This window comes from Acidovorax sp. (assembly GCF_016783915.1).
In the GTDB taxonomy this organism is placed as follows: Bacteria; Pseudomonadota; Gammaproteobacteria; order Burkholderiales; family Burkholderiaceae_C; genus Acidovorax.
The window spans coordinates 1-14,388 of record NZ_JADHVT010000122.1 but is presented as its reverse complement, the minus strand read 5'-3'; the positions used below and the strand labels follow the sequence as shown (position 1 = coordinate 14,388).

General features: G+C 66.2%; 15 protein-coding genes. 10 read left to right on the top strand and 5 right to left on the bottom strand.

Annotated elements, in window-relative coordinates:
• Positions 1 to 178: 178 nt before the first annotated feature.
• From glnK to ISS20_RS18505, 9 genes are all read left to right on the top strand, one after another.
• Positions 179 to 517 (top strand): P-II family nitrogen regulator, encoded by a 339-nt coding sequence (glnK, locus tag ISS20_RS18545; protein ID WP_015012094.1) that lies wholly within the window; start codon positions 179 to 181, stop codon positions 515 to 517.
• 36 nt (positions 518 to 553) lie between these two features.
• Positions 554 to 2,098, top strand: coding sequence for an ammonium transporter (gene amt, locus ISS20_RS18540; RefSeq protein WP_291438388.1), 1,545 nt, complete (start codon positions 554 to 556; stop codon positions 2,096 to 2,098).
• A 257-nt stretch (positions 2,099 to 2,355) separates the two neighbouring features.
• Positions 2,356 to 3,495: a glycolate oxidase subunit GlcE gene (glcE, locus tag ISS20_RS18535; protein WP_291438387.1), complete on the top strand. Its 1,140-nt coding sequence runs from the start codon at positions 2,356 to 2,358 to the stop codon at positions 3,493 to 3,495.
• A 42-nt stretch (positions 3,496 to 3,537) separates the two neighbouring features.
• Positions 3,538 to 4,347, top strand: a complete 810-nt coding sequence (locus tag ISS20_RS18530; RefSeq protein WP_291438386.1) for a YoaK family protein — start codon at positions 3,538 to 3,540, stop codon at positions 4,345 to 4,347.
• Between the two features lie 41 nt (positions 4,348 to 4,388).
• Positions 4,389 to 5,642, top strand: a complete 1,254-nt coding sequence (gene glcF, locus ISS20_RS18525; protein ID WP_291438385.1) for a glycolate oxidase subunit GlcF — start codon at positions 4,389 to 4,391, stop codon at positions 5,640 to 5,642.
• 129 nt (positions 5,643 to 5,771) lie between these two features.
• Complete coding sequence (locus ISS20_RS18520) at positions 5,772 to 6,737, top strand: ProQ/FINO family protein (RefSeq protein ID WP_291438384.1); 966 nt, start codon at positions 5,772 to 5,774, stop codon at positions 6,735 to 6,737.
• Positions 6,738 to 6,971: 234 nt separating this feature from the next.
• Entirely contained in the window at positions 6,972 to 7,463 is a 492-nt protein-coding gene (locus tag ISS20_RS18515) for a GyrI-like domain-containing protein (RefSeq protein WP_291438383.1), read from the top strand.
• 22 nt (positions 7,464 to 7,485) lie between these two features.
• On the top strand, positions 7,486 to 8,130 hold the full coding sequence (locus tag ISS20_RS18510; RefSeq protein WP_291438382.1) for a glutathione S-transferase family protein: 645 nt from the start codon (positions 7,486 to 7,488) through the stop codon (positions 8,128 to 8,130).
• A 59-nt stretch (positions 8,131 to 8,189) separates the two neighbouring features.
• Positions 8,190 to 8,915 carry a YafY family protein gene (locus ISS20_RS18505; RefSeq protein WP_291438381.1) on the top strand — a complete coding sequence of 242 codons (726 nt, stop codon included), beginning with the start codon at positions 8,190 to 8,192 and terminating at the stop codon, positions 8,913 to 8,915.
• An 84-nt stretch (positions 8,916 to 8,999) separates the two neighbouring features.
• Here ISS20_RS18505 and ISS20_RS18500 read toward each other — a convergent pair whose 3' ends face one another.
• The 5 genes from ISS20_RS18500 to lplT all read right to left on the bottom strand — a co-directional run bounded on the left by ISS20_RS18500 (position 9,000) and on the right by lplT (position 13,274).
• Positions 9,000 to 9,257, bottom strand: coding sequence for a hypothetical protein (locus ISS20_RS18500; RefSeq protein ID WP_110959664.1), 258 nt, complete (start codon positions 9,255 to 9,257; stop codon positions 9,000 to 9,002).
• Positions 9,258 to 9,609: 352 nt separating this feature from the next.
• Positions 9,610 to 10,050 (bottom strand): hypothetical protein, encoded by a 441-nt coding sequence (locus tag ISS20_RS18495; RefSeq protein WP_291438380.1) that lies wholly within the window; start codon positions 10,048 to 10,050, stop codon positions 9,610 to 9,612.
• A gap of 134 nt (positions 10,051 to 10,184) precedes the next feature.
• A complete protein-coding gene (locus ISS20_RS18490; RefSeq protein WP_291438379.1) occupies positions 10,185 to 10,691 on the bottom strand; it encodes a glutathione peroxidase in 507 nt (168 codons plus the stop codon).
• A gap of 92 nt (positions 10,692 to 10,783) precedes the next feature.
• Positions 10,784 to 11,683 (bottom strand): DMT family transporter, encoded by a 900-nt coding sequence (locus ISS20_RS18485; RefSeq protein WP_291438378.1) that lies wholly within the window; start codon positions 11,681 to 11,683, stop codon positions 10,784 to 10,786.
• 286 nt (positions 11,684 to 11,969) lie between these two features.
• On the bottom strand, positions 11,970 to 13,274 hold the full coding sequence (gene lplT, locus ISS20_RS18480) for a lysophospholipid transporter LplT (RefSeq protein ID WP_056057261.1): 1,305 nt from the start codon (positions 13,272 to 13,274) through the stop codon (positions 11,970 to 11,972).
• 156 nt (positions 13,275 to 13,430) lie between these two features.
• Here lplT and alr point away from each other — a divergent pair.
• Positions 13,431 to 14,388: alanine racemase (gene alr, locus ISS20_RS18475; protein ID WP_291438377.1), on the top strand; the 958-nt coding region annotated here is incomplete at its 3' end.

The window sequence follows — 14,388 nt, the reverse complement described above, 5'->3', positions numbered from 1 at the left end:
TACAGCCTGGGCGGTTCGTACGACTTCGGCGGCGGCGTGTCCCTCGGCGCTGCCGTGGTCGGTGCCACCAAAAAGGCCTTCTACGGCCCGGTCAACAAGTCGCGCGTGATCGTCACGCTCACCAAAACCCTGTAAGTCTCAATGGGCGCCGGTGGCGCCCATTCCGGAGGATCTGAAAATGAAAATGGTGACAGCCATCATCAAGCCCTTCAAGCTCGACGAAGTGCGCGAAGCGCTCTCCGACATCGGCGTGCAAGGCATCACGGTGACCGAAGTCAAAGGCTTTGGCCGCCAAAAGGGCCACACCGAGCTATACCGCGGTGCAGAGTACGTGGTGGACTTTCTCCCCAAGGTCAAGATCGAGGCCGCTGTGGCCGACGACCTGGTGGACCGCGTGATCGAGTCCATCGAGACCGCAGCGCGCACCGGCAAGATCGGTGACGGCAAGATTTTCGTGACCCACCTGGAGCAGGTGGTGCGCATCCGCACTGGCGAAACCGGCAAGGAAGCCCTGTAAGGGCGAGGCCGCATCCCATCCAAGAAGAGAAACGCCATGAAAAAACTGCTTGCTTCCTTCATTCTGGGGCTGAGTCTGCTATCCGGCGGATCGGCTGTTCTCGCCCAGGCACCCGCTACGGCAGAGGCCTCGGCACCTGCTGCGGCTGCACCGGCGGCTGAAGCTGCTGCCCCTGCAGCAGCGGCGGCACCGGCTGCTGCAGCCGCCGCTGCTCCTGCAGCACCCGCCGCAGAAGCGCCTGCTCCCGTCCCCAACAAGGGTGACACCGCGTGGATGATGACTTCCACCATCCTCGTGATCTTGATGGTCCTGCCCGGCCTGGCCCTATTCTACGGCGGCCTGGTGCGCAGCAAGAACATGCTGTCCGTGCTGATGCAGGTGATGGTCACGTTCTCGCTGATCGTGGTGCTGTGGTTCATCTACGGCTACAGCCTGGCCTTCACCGAAGGCGGTGCCTTCATCGGTGGCTTTGACCGGCTGTTCATGAAGGGCATCTGGGACAACGCCGCAGGCACGTTTGCCAATGCAGCCACGTTCAGCAAGGGTGTCGTGATTCCGGAAGTGGTGTTTGCCGCCTTCCAGGCCACGTTCGCCGGCATCACCTGCGCCCTGATCGTCGGTGCGTTCGCAGAGCGCATCAAGTTCAGCGCCGTCATGCTGTTCATGGTCCTGTGGTTCACGTTCAGCTACCTGCCGATCGCCCACATGGTGTGGTTCTGGATGGGTCCTGATGCCTACGCCTCCAAGGAAGTGGCCGACGCCATGACCAGCAAGGCAGGCCAGATCTGGCAGTGGGGTGCTCTGGACTTCGCTGGCGGTACCGTGGTGCACATCAACGCCGCTGTGGCGGGCCTGGTGGGTGCGTTCATGGTGGGCAAGCGCATTGGATACGGCAAGGAAGCCATGGCGCCTCACAGCCTGACGCTGACCATGGTCGGTGCCTCGCTGCTGTGGGTGGGCTGGTTCGGTTTCAACGCCGGCTCTGCCCTGGAAGCCAACGGTTTTGCAGCCCTGGCCTTCATCAACACGCTGGTGGCTACCGCTGCTGCCGTGCTGGCATGGTGCATGGGTGAAGCGCTGATGCGCGGCAAGGCTTCGATGCTGGGTGCGGCGTCGGGTGCCGTGGCGGGCCTGGTGGCCATCACGCCGGCTGCAGGCAACGTCGGTATCGGCGGTGCGCTGGTCATCGGTCTGGTGGGTGGTTTTGCTTGCCTGTGGGGTGTCAACGGCCTCAAGAAGCTGCTGGGTGCGGACGACTCGCTCGACGTGTTCGGCGTGCACGGCATCGGCGGTATCGTGGGTGCCCTGCTGACCGGCGTTTTCAACGCCCCTGGTCTGGGTGGCCCTGGCTACGTGGCCGACTGGGTGACCGCCACCATGGTGACCTCTGCCGACTACTCCATCGCTGCCCAGGTGTGGACACAGGCCAAGGCCGTGCTGCTGACCATCGTGTGGTCGGGCGTGGTGTCCTTCGTGGCCTACAAGGTGGTTGACCTGACGGTGGGCCTGCGTGTCTCGGAAGAAGACGAACGCGAAGGTCTGGACATCACCTCGCACGGCGAGACGGCGTACAACCGCTGATCGCTCTGCGCCCTACGCGCCGCGGTGTCTGGTGGCACCGTGGCGTCGCAATAAGAACAAGCGAGTTACTCCTCTGGTTACTTCAGCCCGCCGACCACCGGCGGGCTTTTTTCGTACCGGTGGGTGACGCGTGTGGGACTGGCGCGCCAGGGGGCCAAAGGCCCCATGGCATCCGCCAGTCCTTTGCACGTCCGCTGTTCAAAAAATTCACGCCCCCTGCATGCCGTGCGGCGGACCGCTGCCGCTACGATGCACGGATGGACTTTTCCCTCGCCCCGATCACTGAGCGCGTGCGCGCTGCCGCCGCCGACCAGACCCCGTTGCGCATCCGTGGCGGGGGCACCAAGGACTTCCATGGCCTGGCGCTGCACGGCGAGGTGCTGGACACCCGGGTGCTGCGTGGCATCGTGAGCTACGAGCCCAGCGAGCTGGTCGTCACCGTGCGGGCCGGCACCCCGCTGGCCGAGCTGGAGGCCGCGCTCGCCGAGCAGGGCCAGTGCCTGCCTTTTGAACCCCCGCATTTCGCCAAGCCCCTTTCGGGTGCTGCCACCGTGGGCGGCATGGTGGCGGCCGGCCTGTCGGGCCCGGCGCGCGCCAGCGTGGGGGCGGTGCGTGACTATCTGTTGGGCGTGACCCTGCTCAACGGCAAGGCCGAGTTGCTGACCTTTGGCGGCCAGGTCATGAAGAACGTGGCGGGCTATGACGTGGCGCGCCTCATGGCCGGTGCCTGGGGCACGCTGGGGCTGCTGACCGAAGTAAGCCTCAAGGTGCTGCCCGTGGCACCCGGCGAGGCCACGCTCCGGTTCGAGGGCATCAACCAGGCCGATGCGTTGCGCAAGCTGCACGCCTGGGGCGGCCAGCCGCTACCCCTTAACGCCAGTTGCTGGCTACAAGACGCGGCGGTGGACGAAGGCGCAGGCACCCTCTATGTGCGTCTGCGCGGCGCCGTGGCGGCGGTGGAGGCCGCGTGCAAGACCATGGGTGGCACGCGCATGGACAACGCCACCGTGGCCGCTGACTGGACCGCCTGCCGCGAGCAGACCCTGCCGTGGTTCACCGACCGGGCCACGCGCCCTGACCGCGCCCTGTGGCGCCTGTCGGTGCCCGCCACCGCGCCGGTGCTGGCCTTGCCCGGCGGCGTGCAGCCCCTGGTGGAATGGCATGGGGCGTTGCGCTGGGTGCAGGCCCCCGAGTCCGCCGGCGACGCGCTGCGCGAAGCCGCCCGGGCGGTGGGCGGGAATGCTTCTCTTTTTATAGCTGCTGAGGCAAATAAATCCGGCGCCAGCGGTGCTTTTGACTTGCAATCCAAGGCGCTGGAGCAAATCCACGCCCGCCTCAAGCACAGCTTTGACCCTGCCGGCATCTTCAACCCCGGCCGCATGGCGCGGGCCTGGTAGGCAAGCCAACCCCCCCTCACAGCCACCACCGCCACCCTGGCCATGCGACGCCTTTTTCACCTCACCGGACACCACCGCACGGTTGCGAGCAACCAGGTGCTGGGCCTGCTGCTGGCGTTCAACGCCGGGGCGGTGAACGCCGGGGGGTTTCTGGTGGTGCACCTCTACACCTCGCACATGACGGGTTTCCTGTCGTCGCTGGCCGACAACCTGGTGCTGGGGCAGATGAAGCTGGTGCTGGGCGCCGTGGGCGCGCTCTGGGCCTTCATGTCGGGGGCGGGCACCACGGCCATCATGGTCAACTGGGCGCGCCAGCGCAGGCTGCGCAGCACCTACGCGCTGCCGCTGCTGCTGGAGTCCGTGCTCATGCTGCTGTTTGGCCTGGTGGGCGCCATCACCCTCAGCTGGCCCACGCCTTTTGCGGTGCCACTCACGGTGCTGCTGCTGTCCTTCATCATGGGACTGCAGAACGCCACCGTGACCAAGATGTCCTCGTCCCAGATCCGCACCACCCACATGACGGGCGTGGTGACCGACCTGGGCATCGAGATGGGCAAGATGCTCTACTGGAACCGCACGGGTACTGCGCCCGAATCGCAGGTGCGTGCCAACCAGGCCCGGCTTCGGCTGTTTGCCGGGCTGGTGGGCATGTTTCTGGTGGGCGGCATTGCGGGAGCTGCGGGCTTCAAGCACGTGGGCTTTGTGTTTGTGGTGCCGCTGGCGCTGGTGCTGCTGGCCCTGTCGCTGCCCCCGCTGTGGGCGGACCGTGCCCGGCTGCGCCAGCCCTGGCGCAATGCGCTGGCGCTGCAGGCGCCGCACGATCCGCCGCTGGACCCGCCGACAGCGCGCTGAACCGGCCCCCTCTTTTTTGTTCCTTCGCCCAGGCATGCCCGATGCAAACCCAGCTCTCCCCTGAATACCGCGCCCGCGCCGATGGCCTGGAGGCCGAATCCATCCTGCGCAAATGTGTGCACTGCGGCTTTTGCACCGCCACCTGCCCCACCTACCAGCTGCTGGGCGACGAGCTGGACGGCCCGCGCGGCCGCATCTACCTCATCAAACAGGTGCTTGAAGGCGAGACACCCACACGCAAAACCCAGATGCACCTGGACCGGTGCCTGACCTGCCGCAACTGCGAAAGCACCTGCCCCAGCGGCGTGCAGTACGGACACCTGGTGGACATCGGCCGCAAGATCGTTGATGAAAAAGTGCCCCGCCCCCTGGGCGAAAAAGCCCTGCGCTGGGCGCTGAAGGAGGGCCTGCCATCACCCCTGTTCGCGCCCGCCATGAAGGCCGGACAAATGGTGCGCGGCCTGCTGCCCGAGGCGCTGAAGGCCAAGGTGCCTGCGCGCCAGGACGCCGGGGCTTGGCCCACGCGGGAGCATGCGCGCAAGGTGCTCATGCTGGCTGGCTGCGTGCAGCCGGCCATGATGCCCAACATCAACACCGCCACCGCCCGTGTGCTTGACGCCGTGGGCATCCAGACCGTGATTGCCTCCAAGGCGGGCTGCTGCGGCGCGGTCAAGTTCCACCTCAACGACCAGGCTGGCGGCATGGCCGAGATGCGCGCCAACATCGACGCCTGGTGGCCGATGGTGGACGCAGGTGGGGTCGAGGCCATCGTCATGAACGCCTCGGGCTGCGGCGTCACCGTCAAGGAATACGGCCACATCCTGAAGGACGATGCGGCATACGCGGCCAAGGCCGAGCGCATCAGCGCCCTCACGCGCGACCTGTCAGAGCTGCTGCCCGCCATGCTGCCCGAGCTGGCCGACAAGCTGCAGGGCCGTGTGAACCAGCCGGACACCCTGTACGCCTACCACCCCCCCTGCACGCTCCAGCACGGTCAGAAGCTGCGCGGGGGTGTGGAGGCGCATCTGAACCAGCTGGGCTTCAAGCTGCGCACCGCGCGCAACGATGCCCACCTGTGCTGCGGCTCGGCCGGTACCTATTCGGTGCTCAACCCCGAGCTGTCGTACCAGTTGCGCGACCGCAAGCTCGGCGTGCTCGCTGAGGCCTTTGGCGATCAGCCACCGGACATGATCCTCTCTGCCAACATCGGCTGCATCACGCACCTGCAAAGTGGCACGGGCACACCCGTGCAGCACTGGGTGGAGGTGCTGGACGAGGCCCTGCGCACAGGTTGATGGCGCGCTGGGCGAGGCGCCTGACCCTCCCGGCGCGCGCTGGAATCAGGGCTGTTTGGTGCCCGCTGACCCGAGGCTGGCATGATCGAGGGTTTTGTCGCCCCCTTTTTGCCCCTGAACTGCACCGCCATGACCGACTCCGTGTCCGCACAAGAACAACCCCAAACCGCACCCGTCGCGCCTGTAGCGCCTGCCGCTCCCCAGGCAGCGCCTGTGCCAACCGAGGCTGCTGCGGTCGCCGTGGCGGCCTCTGAACCTGCTGCGTCGGTCGAAGCCGGTGCGCCCCAGCGGCGCCAGGACGGCTCGCGCCGGGGCGGCCGCAACCGCCGCAAACCCGAAGGGCGCCAGGCGCCGCAGGGCCATGCAAGCGCCGACGGTGCGGCAGATGCTGCAGCGCCCGCAGGTGGCCCGGGCGCAGGCACGCGCGCGCCGCAACGCGTGCACCCCGCGCTGGAGCAGCTGGCGGGGCTCTACCCCCACCTGTTTGGCGCCGTGTTCCGTCCGCTCAAGCGCGGCATCTTCCAGGACATCCTGGCGGCCCACCCCGAGCTGTTCGAGCGCGAGGCGCTCAAGGTGGCGCTGGGCCTGCACACCCGCTCCACGCGCTATCTGCAAAGCGTGGCGGCAGGCGACAAGCGCCACGACCTGCAAGGCCAGCCCGTGGAAGACATGGCCCCGGAGCATGTGCACCATGCGCTGCTGGAGGTCTACCGCCGCAAGAAGGCGCGCGCCACCGAAGACCTGCTGCCCAAGCTGCGCAACCGCATGATGGCCGCGTTCGAGGCCTCGGGCCTCACGCGCGAGGCCTACACCGCGCTGGTGTTGAGCCGCGACGAAGCCGCCAACGCCATTCTGGAAGAAGCCTTTGCCGAATGGTCGGCCCGCAACGCCAAGGACGAAGCCCTGCTGCGTGCCTTTGACGCCAGCGGCCAGACGCTGGACGCCTTTGCCGACATGTACGGCATGGTGCCCCGCACGGTGGGGCAGCAGCTGGAGCGCGCCCGCCGGCGGGCGGCGGCTGCTGCTGCGGTATCTGCTGCTGCGGTATCTGCTGCTCCCGCCGTGGAGCCTGGCGACTCCGCCGCCGCAGCCTGACCGGCCCGTACTGAGCGGGGGGCGGCACAACGCTCCCTCTGCCCTCGCTTGTCATGGCGTGCTGGCAGCGGTTTCCGTCATCTTCTCGTCGGCCGAGATGGGGTCCTGCGGCGGGGCCCCGTCGGCGCCTGCGCGTGTCACGGCTCGTTACGACGCTGCAGACAGGCTACTGACACCATGTTGTCAGCAGCCGGGCTGCAACATGCCGGGCCCGATACAGAGAGGAGCTTGACCATGACAACAACCCCCACCATGACCCCGGTTGCCGCGTTCCATGTCACTGGACTGACGGTACGCACCCGCAACCGCGACGAGATGGACCCCGCCACCGCCCGCATTGGAGGTCTGTGGGACCGCTTTTTCAGCCAGAGCTGGGAGCGCAACCTGCCCGGCCGTGGCGAAGAAGGCCGCATCTTCGGTGTTTACAGCGGCTACGAATCCGACGAACACGGTGCCTTTGATGTCACCGCTGGCGTGGCTGTGCCACCGCCCGTCACCTCGGTGCCAGGGGTCGTGCAGATCGCGGTGCAGGCGGGCGACTATCTGGTGTTCCACGGTCACGGCACAATGCCGCAGATGGTGATCGATGCCTGGGGCGAGGTCTGGCGCTACTTTGCCGCCCACCCGCAGGTACCCCGGCGTTTTGGCACCGATTTCGAGCTGTATGAAGGCCCGGACCGCGTGGCCATCCATATCGGCATTGGCCCCAGTGCGCCGCGTGCGTGACCCCATCGAACCAGGAGCCCCCATGAACAGTTCTTCTGCCGCCCTGACGTTCTACACCCACCCCATGTCCCGAGGCCGTACCGCGCGCTGGATGCTGGAAGAGTGTGGTGTGCCTTACGACACCGTGCTGCTTGAATACGGCACCACCATGAAGGCTCCCGACTACTTGGCCATCAACCCCATGGGCAAGGTGCCTGCACTGCGGCACGGACAGGTGGTGGTCACCGAGGTGGCGGCCATCTGCGCCTACCTGGCCGACCTGTTCCCCGACAAATCGCTGGCGCCCCCTGTGGGGACGCCTGCACGCGCGGCCTACTACCGCTGGCTGTTCTTTTGCGCTGGCCCGCTGGAGAGCGCCGCCACCGCCAAGGCGCTGAACCTGCTGGCACCCGCCGAACGGGCGGCCATGGTGGGCTACGGCAGCTACGCTGATGTGATGAACACCCTTGAGCAAGCCGTTAGCCAGGGCCCGCATCTGTGCGGCGACCACTTCACGGCCGTGGACCTGTATGTGGGCGCGCACCTGATCTGGGGCATGCAGTTCGGCACCATCGAACGCCGCCCCGCGTTCGAGCAGTTTGTGCAGCCGTTCAGGCAGCGCCCCGCGTTTGTGCGCGCCTCCCAGATCGACGACGCGCTGGCGCAGCAGAGCAAAGGCCATGGCTGAGTTCTGCGACCTGACACTGCCCATCTGGTCGGCTGCAGCTCGCCCAGGGGGGTGCGTTCATGCGCCGCGCTGACCGCCTGTTCCAGATCGTCCAGCTCATCCGGGGGCGGCGCCTGTCCACCGCAGCCTTCCTGGCCGAGCGGCTCGAAGTCTCGGCCCGCACTATCTACCGCGATGTGGCGGACCTCCAGCACCAGGGCGTACCCATTGAGGGCGAGGCCGGTGTGGGCTACCGCCTGGGCGCGGGCTTCGATCTACCGCCGCTGATGTTCAGCCAGGGTGAAGCCAATGCGCTGGTAGCTGCCGCCCGTCTGGCCCAGACCTGGCTGGATGCCGGGCTGGCCCGAGAGGTGGAAGGCGCCCTGGGCAAGATCCTGTCCGTGCTGCCCCCCGCCGCGCGCGTGGCGGCCGAGGCCCAGGCGCTGTATGCCCCGCCCGTCGGCCTGGACCCGCGCGCCCAGGCCACCCTGCAGGCCCTGCGCGAGGCAGTGCACAGCCGCCACGTGGTGCAGGTGGACTACGCCGACGTCAACGGCCGCCCCAGCTTGCGCCGCCTGCGTCCGCTGGGCTGCTTTTACTGGGGCAAGGTCTGGACGCTATCGGCCTGGTGCGAGCTGCGCAATGACTTCCGGGGTTTTCGCATCGACCGCATTTCTGCCATCACCGTGCTGGACGAGCAGTTCCGGCAGGAGCCCGGCAAGACCCTGGCGGACTTGCTGCGCAAGGTGGAGGGGGAGATGGAAGGGCGAGCGGTGGAGTGGGCGGCTGCACCTGGGCAGCAGTAGATCCCTGAGGAGAAAAGCGCCGGAAGACGGCTGTGGGCCCAAAGCGGAAGTCAAGAGCGTAGCCGAGACAAAAAAGTTTGCCCCTTAGTTGCTCGTTGCCTTGATGATGTTCAGAACGATGAGCTGGGGCAGGAGTGCAGTCATTCCAATAGCAATCCACCACCAGCCCTTCCTACGTAGGCTCTGCACTTCGGCATCACCCTCTTTGCCAAGCTGAATGATTTGATATGCATTCAGGTGTCCGAGCCGCTTCATCAGCTTCAGCTTTTGGGGAAGGAGCCAGACTGCTCCGACAACTATCCAAAGAACCACCGAAGCGAAAAAAACGGATACGAGCGTCATAAAGAATGCGAAGGTCTGCTATTAGCCGGATTCTGCCCCACGGCGAGGGGCGCTAGCGGGCCCAGAGCGGACGTCACCAAAACATCCACCAAGGGGTGTTCTTGAGTCTGTCGTCACTTGCGCATACCAAGTAGAGCGCAATGGCGGCGCAGATCGAAAAGATGAACAGACCAATGCCTGCGCGGTTCTCCATCCAGCAAATCCACCAGAAAATGCCGCCAACACCGAGGCACACGAGAGCGCTTAACTTTCGTCCGGTACGGGTTATCTTCTGCTTCTGCATTCAATCGATGTCCGCTTCTGGCGGAATTCTGCCCCACGGCGAGAGACGCTATCGGGCTCTAAGCCGAAGTTAGGGTTTGCGATAGCGCTTTTGACGTTCGCGGTGGATTTGCAGATCGTCGGACATCGATTTCGACCTTCCAGCGCCAAAAATGGAAACCCAGCCTGCAATCAGGGAAAGCACGGCGGGGAGAAGAATCGTCGTGAGACCCATGCCATCTCGCGCCAACTTGAAGGCCATTGCGGCAAGTACCAATGCAATGCCTCCAATAACTAGGCGCCTCGCCCAGAGAAACGTCCCCTGCATAAGGCGCTCTGCCCCAGAGACAGGCTCGTTGGAGCCAAACTTGTCTTCAAAGAACGCCTGCCAGAAGACCCAGAAAATAATGGGAGCCAGCAGTATTGCGAAGAAGGCTCTCTCCCCATCCATCACAAGCCAGGCAGAGAGAGAAACCAAGACGATGCCTACTGCAATGAGAACTCTGCGCTCCATAACTTCCCAGCGCTCCATGCCTTCTCCTCAATGAGTGGGTGAACGTCTGCTCTTGGCCGCAAACAGCCGTTGGACCCAGATTGGTACAAATGCCTAGGATCGCCAGCGCCGCATTGCCCCGGTACTGAAGCGGAGTTGCAGGGCAGTTTGTCTCAACCCGCCAGCGCCGCCTCGATATCCCCCGCCAGTTTCTTCGGCGCATCCTGTGGCGCGTAGCGGCGAATCACGCGGCCGTCCTTGCCGACGAGGAACTTGGTGAAGTTCCACTTGATGGCCTTGCTGCCCAGCAGGCCCGGGGCCTCGGCGGTGAGCCACTGGTACAGGGGCGAGGCGTTGGCGCCGTTCACGTCGATCTTGGCCATCATCGGAAAGCTCACGCCGTAGTTCAGCTGGCAAAAGCTGGCGATCTCGTCGTTGCTGCCCGGGTCCTGGCTGCCGAACTGGTTGCAGGGGAAGCCCAGCACCACCAGGCCCTTGTCGGCGTATTGCTTGTGCAGTTCTTCCAGCCCCCCGAACTGGGGGGTGAAGCCGCATGCGCTGGCGGTATTGACGATGAGCAGCACCTTGCCTTCGTGCTGCGAGAGGCGCACAGCTTGCCCGTTGATCTGCAGGGCTTCAAAGTCGTAGATGCTGCGGGGCGCGGCGGTGGCTGCGGACATGGCGGGTTCCTTGGGCTGCGGGTGTGAGAGAGCCATCGTAGCGGTGACGCCCCACCCACCGCGCGGGTTGCCCGGCACGCCCCTGCGCGCTGTCAGGACACTGCCGTGGCGCCGGGGCGGCGAAACTGCAGCGCTGCCAGCAAGGACGCCAGCAGAATCAGCGCTCCCCCCAGCACGGTGCGCGTGTTCAGCGTGGCCGCGCCCAGCAGGGCCGACGACACGCTGGCAAACATCACCTCCGACAGCATCACCAGCGCCGTGGTGCCCGCCGCCAGGCGGGCGGCGCCAAATTGCAGCGCCCAGTTGCCCAGCATCAACACCCCGGCCAGCAGCAGGCCGGTGACGACCCAGGTGCTGTTGAATGCGGGGAAGGGCTCCACCACGCCCACTTGCAGGCCGATGCTGGCCACGGCCAGCGCCATGAGCATGCAGCCCCCAAACATCGAGAACATGCGCGCGGGCCCCGGCACGGTGTGCAGGCGGCGCAGCGTGACGTTGGTCAGCGCGAACATGAAACCGCCCAGGAGCGCCAGAGCGTCGGCCAGCGACAGGTTCTGCAGCAGGCGCGAAGCAGGTGCGCCCTCGGGCAGCAGCACCAGCACCACGCCGCAGAAAGCCAGCGCCAGGCGCAGCAGCGCCGCAGGGGTAGGGCGCTCGCCCAGCACCTTCCAGGCCAGCAGCACGGCCCAGGCGGGCATTAGGTAGAACAGCAGGATCACGCGCACCACGTCGCCAATGGTCACGGCCCAGTTGAAGGCCACGTTGTTCAGGCCCGAGGCCAGTGCCAGCAGCCACAGCTGCGGATGCGCGCGCACCTGCTGCAAGATGCCGGGGCGCCAGGCCAGCAGCGCCAGCAGCACCACCGCATACATGCAGGCCGTGGCCCACAAGGGGTGCAGCCCCGCCTGGTGCATGTGCTGGAACGGCCACCACGCCAGGCCCCAGACAAAGGCGTTGAATAAGAGTGCGGCGAAGGGGAGGGGAGAGTGCATTGAAGGGAAAAACAGGCGATAGCGCTAGTGGAATATGCGCTGAAAGCTATAAATTATGTAGCGGGTGGTTCCATGCTGCATAGCCAGCTAAAACTGGCACGCTTCAAGGCCAGTGCACCCGTGGAACTGGCTTTGCCAGGCCACTGGGTGCGTCACCCTCCCGCGCAGCGAGAGAGGGGGAAGACGCGTAGCGGCTCAGGGGGAGCCTTCAATAGCTCCAGGCCACCGGGTGCGTCCCCCTCGGGGGAAGCGGCGAAGCCGCACAGGGGGGCTTCGCAATCAGGAGTCAATGGTGCGTATCGTGCCGCGCGATGTCCAGCAGATGGTTCACTTCGTCGCGGTGGTTCACGCAGTTGCGCTGGTGCCAGCGGCGAATGACCCACATGATGCCCGCCACCACCAGCCCGAAGGTGGTGATGGCGCCAAACACCGACAGGCCCAGCTTGAGCGACAGGCTGTAGAACGCCCCCAGCCCCAGGATGCAGGCCTGCTCGTTGAAGTTCTGCACGGCAATCGACCGGCCCGCGCCCATGAGGTTGTGGCCCCGGTGCTGCAGCAGCGCGTTCATGGGCACCACCAGGTAGCCGCCCAGGCCGCCCAGCACGATGAGGAAGGGAATGGCCAGCCAGATGTTGCTGATGAACACCATCAGGATCAGCAGCAGCCCCATCGCAATGCCCAGTGGGATCACGCGGGTGGCCATGTCCAGGCGCATGCGCATCGATGCCACCACGGCACCCACGGCGGTGCCGATGGCCACCACGCCCGTCAGGGCCGAGGCCTGGGTGGTGTTGTAGCCCAGGGCCACGGCGGCCCAGGCCAGCACGATGAACTTGAGGTTGCCACCGGCGCCCCAGAACAGGGTGGTGGTGGCCAGCGAGATCTGGCCCAGCTTGTCGCGCCACAGGCGGCTGTTGCAGGCCCAGAAGTCGGGCAGCAGGTTGAGCGCGTTGGCCACCACGCTGCGCGACGGGTCGGCGCGCAGGGGGCGCATCTCCACCCCGGTGTGCGGGATGCGGGTGTTGAACCAGGCAGCCAGTGCATAGACAGCGATCAGCGCTGCGATGGCGGCCTCGGCGGGGGTGTCCACGCCGGTGTCGATCACGGGGAAGTCAAAGCCCAGCAGCATGCCCGACAGCTGCTGCCCCACCAGCTGACCGCCCAGCAGCACGCCCAGGATGATCGATGCAATGGTCAGGCCCTCGATCCAGCCGTTGGCCTTGACGAGCTGGGAGGCGGGCAGCAGTTCGGTCAGGATGCCGTACTTGGCGGGCGAGTAGGCCGCAGCACCCAGCCCCACCACGGCGTAGGCCATGAGCGGGTGCGAGCCAAACAGCATCATCAGGCAACCCGCCACCTTGATGGCGTTGCTGACAAACATGACCTTGCCCTTGGGCAGCGCATCGGCAAAGGCGCCGACGAAGGGCGCCAGCACCACATAGAACAATGCGAACATGGGCACCAGGGCCGCACGCTGCCACTCGGGGGCGCCTCCGGTGCGCAGGAGTTCCACAGCGGCTACGAAGAGTGCGTTGTCGGCCAGCGAGCTGAAAAACTGCGCCGACATGATGGTGTAAAAACCGCGCTTCATCGAATGGCTGGTGAGAGCATCAGTTGGGCTGATGCCCTGGTAAATGTGAAGAATCGTAGCGAGGGACAGGCGGTTATATCACGCGGATAAACGGCCACAGTGCCAGAATCCGGCGCTGGTCCCCCGGTAAATCCCTCGCTCCATCAGGTCTGTCCCATGCCCCGTCCCATTGCTGCCACCATCCACACCACGGCCCTGCACCACAACCTCGCGCGCGTGCGCCAGTCGGTGCCTGACGCGAAGGTGTGGGCGGTGGTCAAGGCCAATGCCTATGGCCACGGCATTGAGCGGGTGTACGAGGGCCTGCGCGGCGCCGACGGTTTTGCGCTGCTGGACCTGGCCGAGGCCGAGCGCGTGCGCCACCTGGGCTGGCGCGGGCCCATCCTGCTGCTCGAAGGCGTGTTCGAGCCGCGCGACCTGGAGCTGTGCTCTCGCCTGGGCCTGTGGCATGCGGTGCACTGCGACGAGCAGATCGACATGCTGGCTGCGCACAAGACGCAGGTGCCGCACCGGGTGTTCCTCAAGATGAATTCGGGCATGAACCGGCTGGGCTTCACCCCCGAGCGCTACCGCGCCGCGTGGGCCCGACTCAATGCGCTGCCGCAGGTGGACGAGATTTCGTTCATGACCCACTTCAGCGACGCCGACGGCCCCCGTGGCATTGCGCACCAGATGGCGGCCTTCAACGCCGCCGCGCAGGACCTGCCTGGCGAGCGCAGCCTGAGCAACAGCGCCGCCACGCTGCGTCACGCGCAGGATGCGGGCGTGCGTGCCGACTGGGTGCGCGCGGGCATCGTGGTGTACGGCAGCGCCCCTGACTTCCCCGAGCACAACGCCAGCCACTGGGGGTTGCAGCCCACCATGACGCTGTCCACCCGCCTCATCGCCGCCCAGCAGCTGCAGGCGGGCGACACCGTGGGCTATGGCTCGCGCTTCACGGCCGACGGCCCGCTCACCATTGGCATCGCCGCCTGTGGCTACGCCGACGGCTACCCCCGCCACTGCGACACCGGCACGCCGGTGCTGGTGAACGGCGTGCGCACGCGCCTGGTGGGGCGGGTGAGCATGGACATGGTGACCGTGGACCTTACGCCCCTGCGGCAGGCGGGTGTGG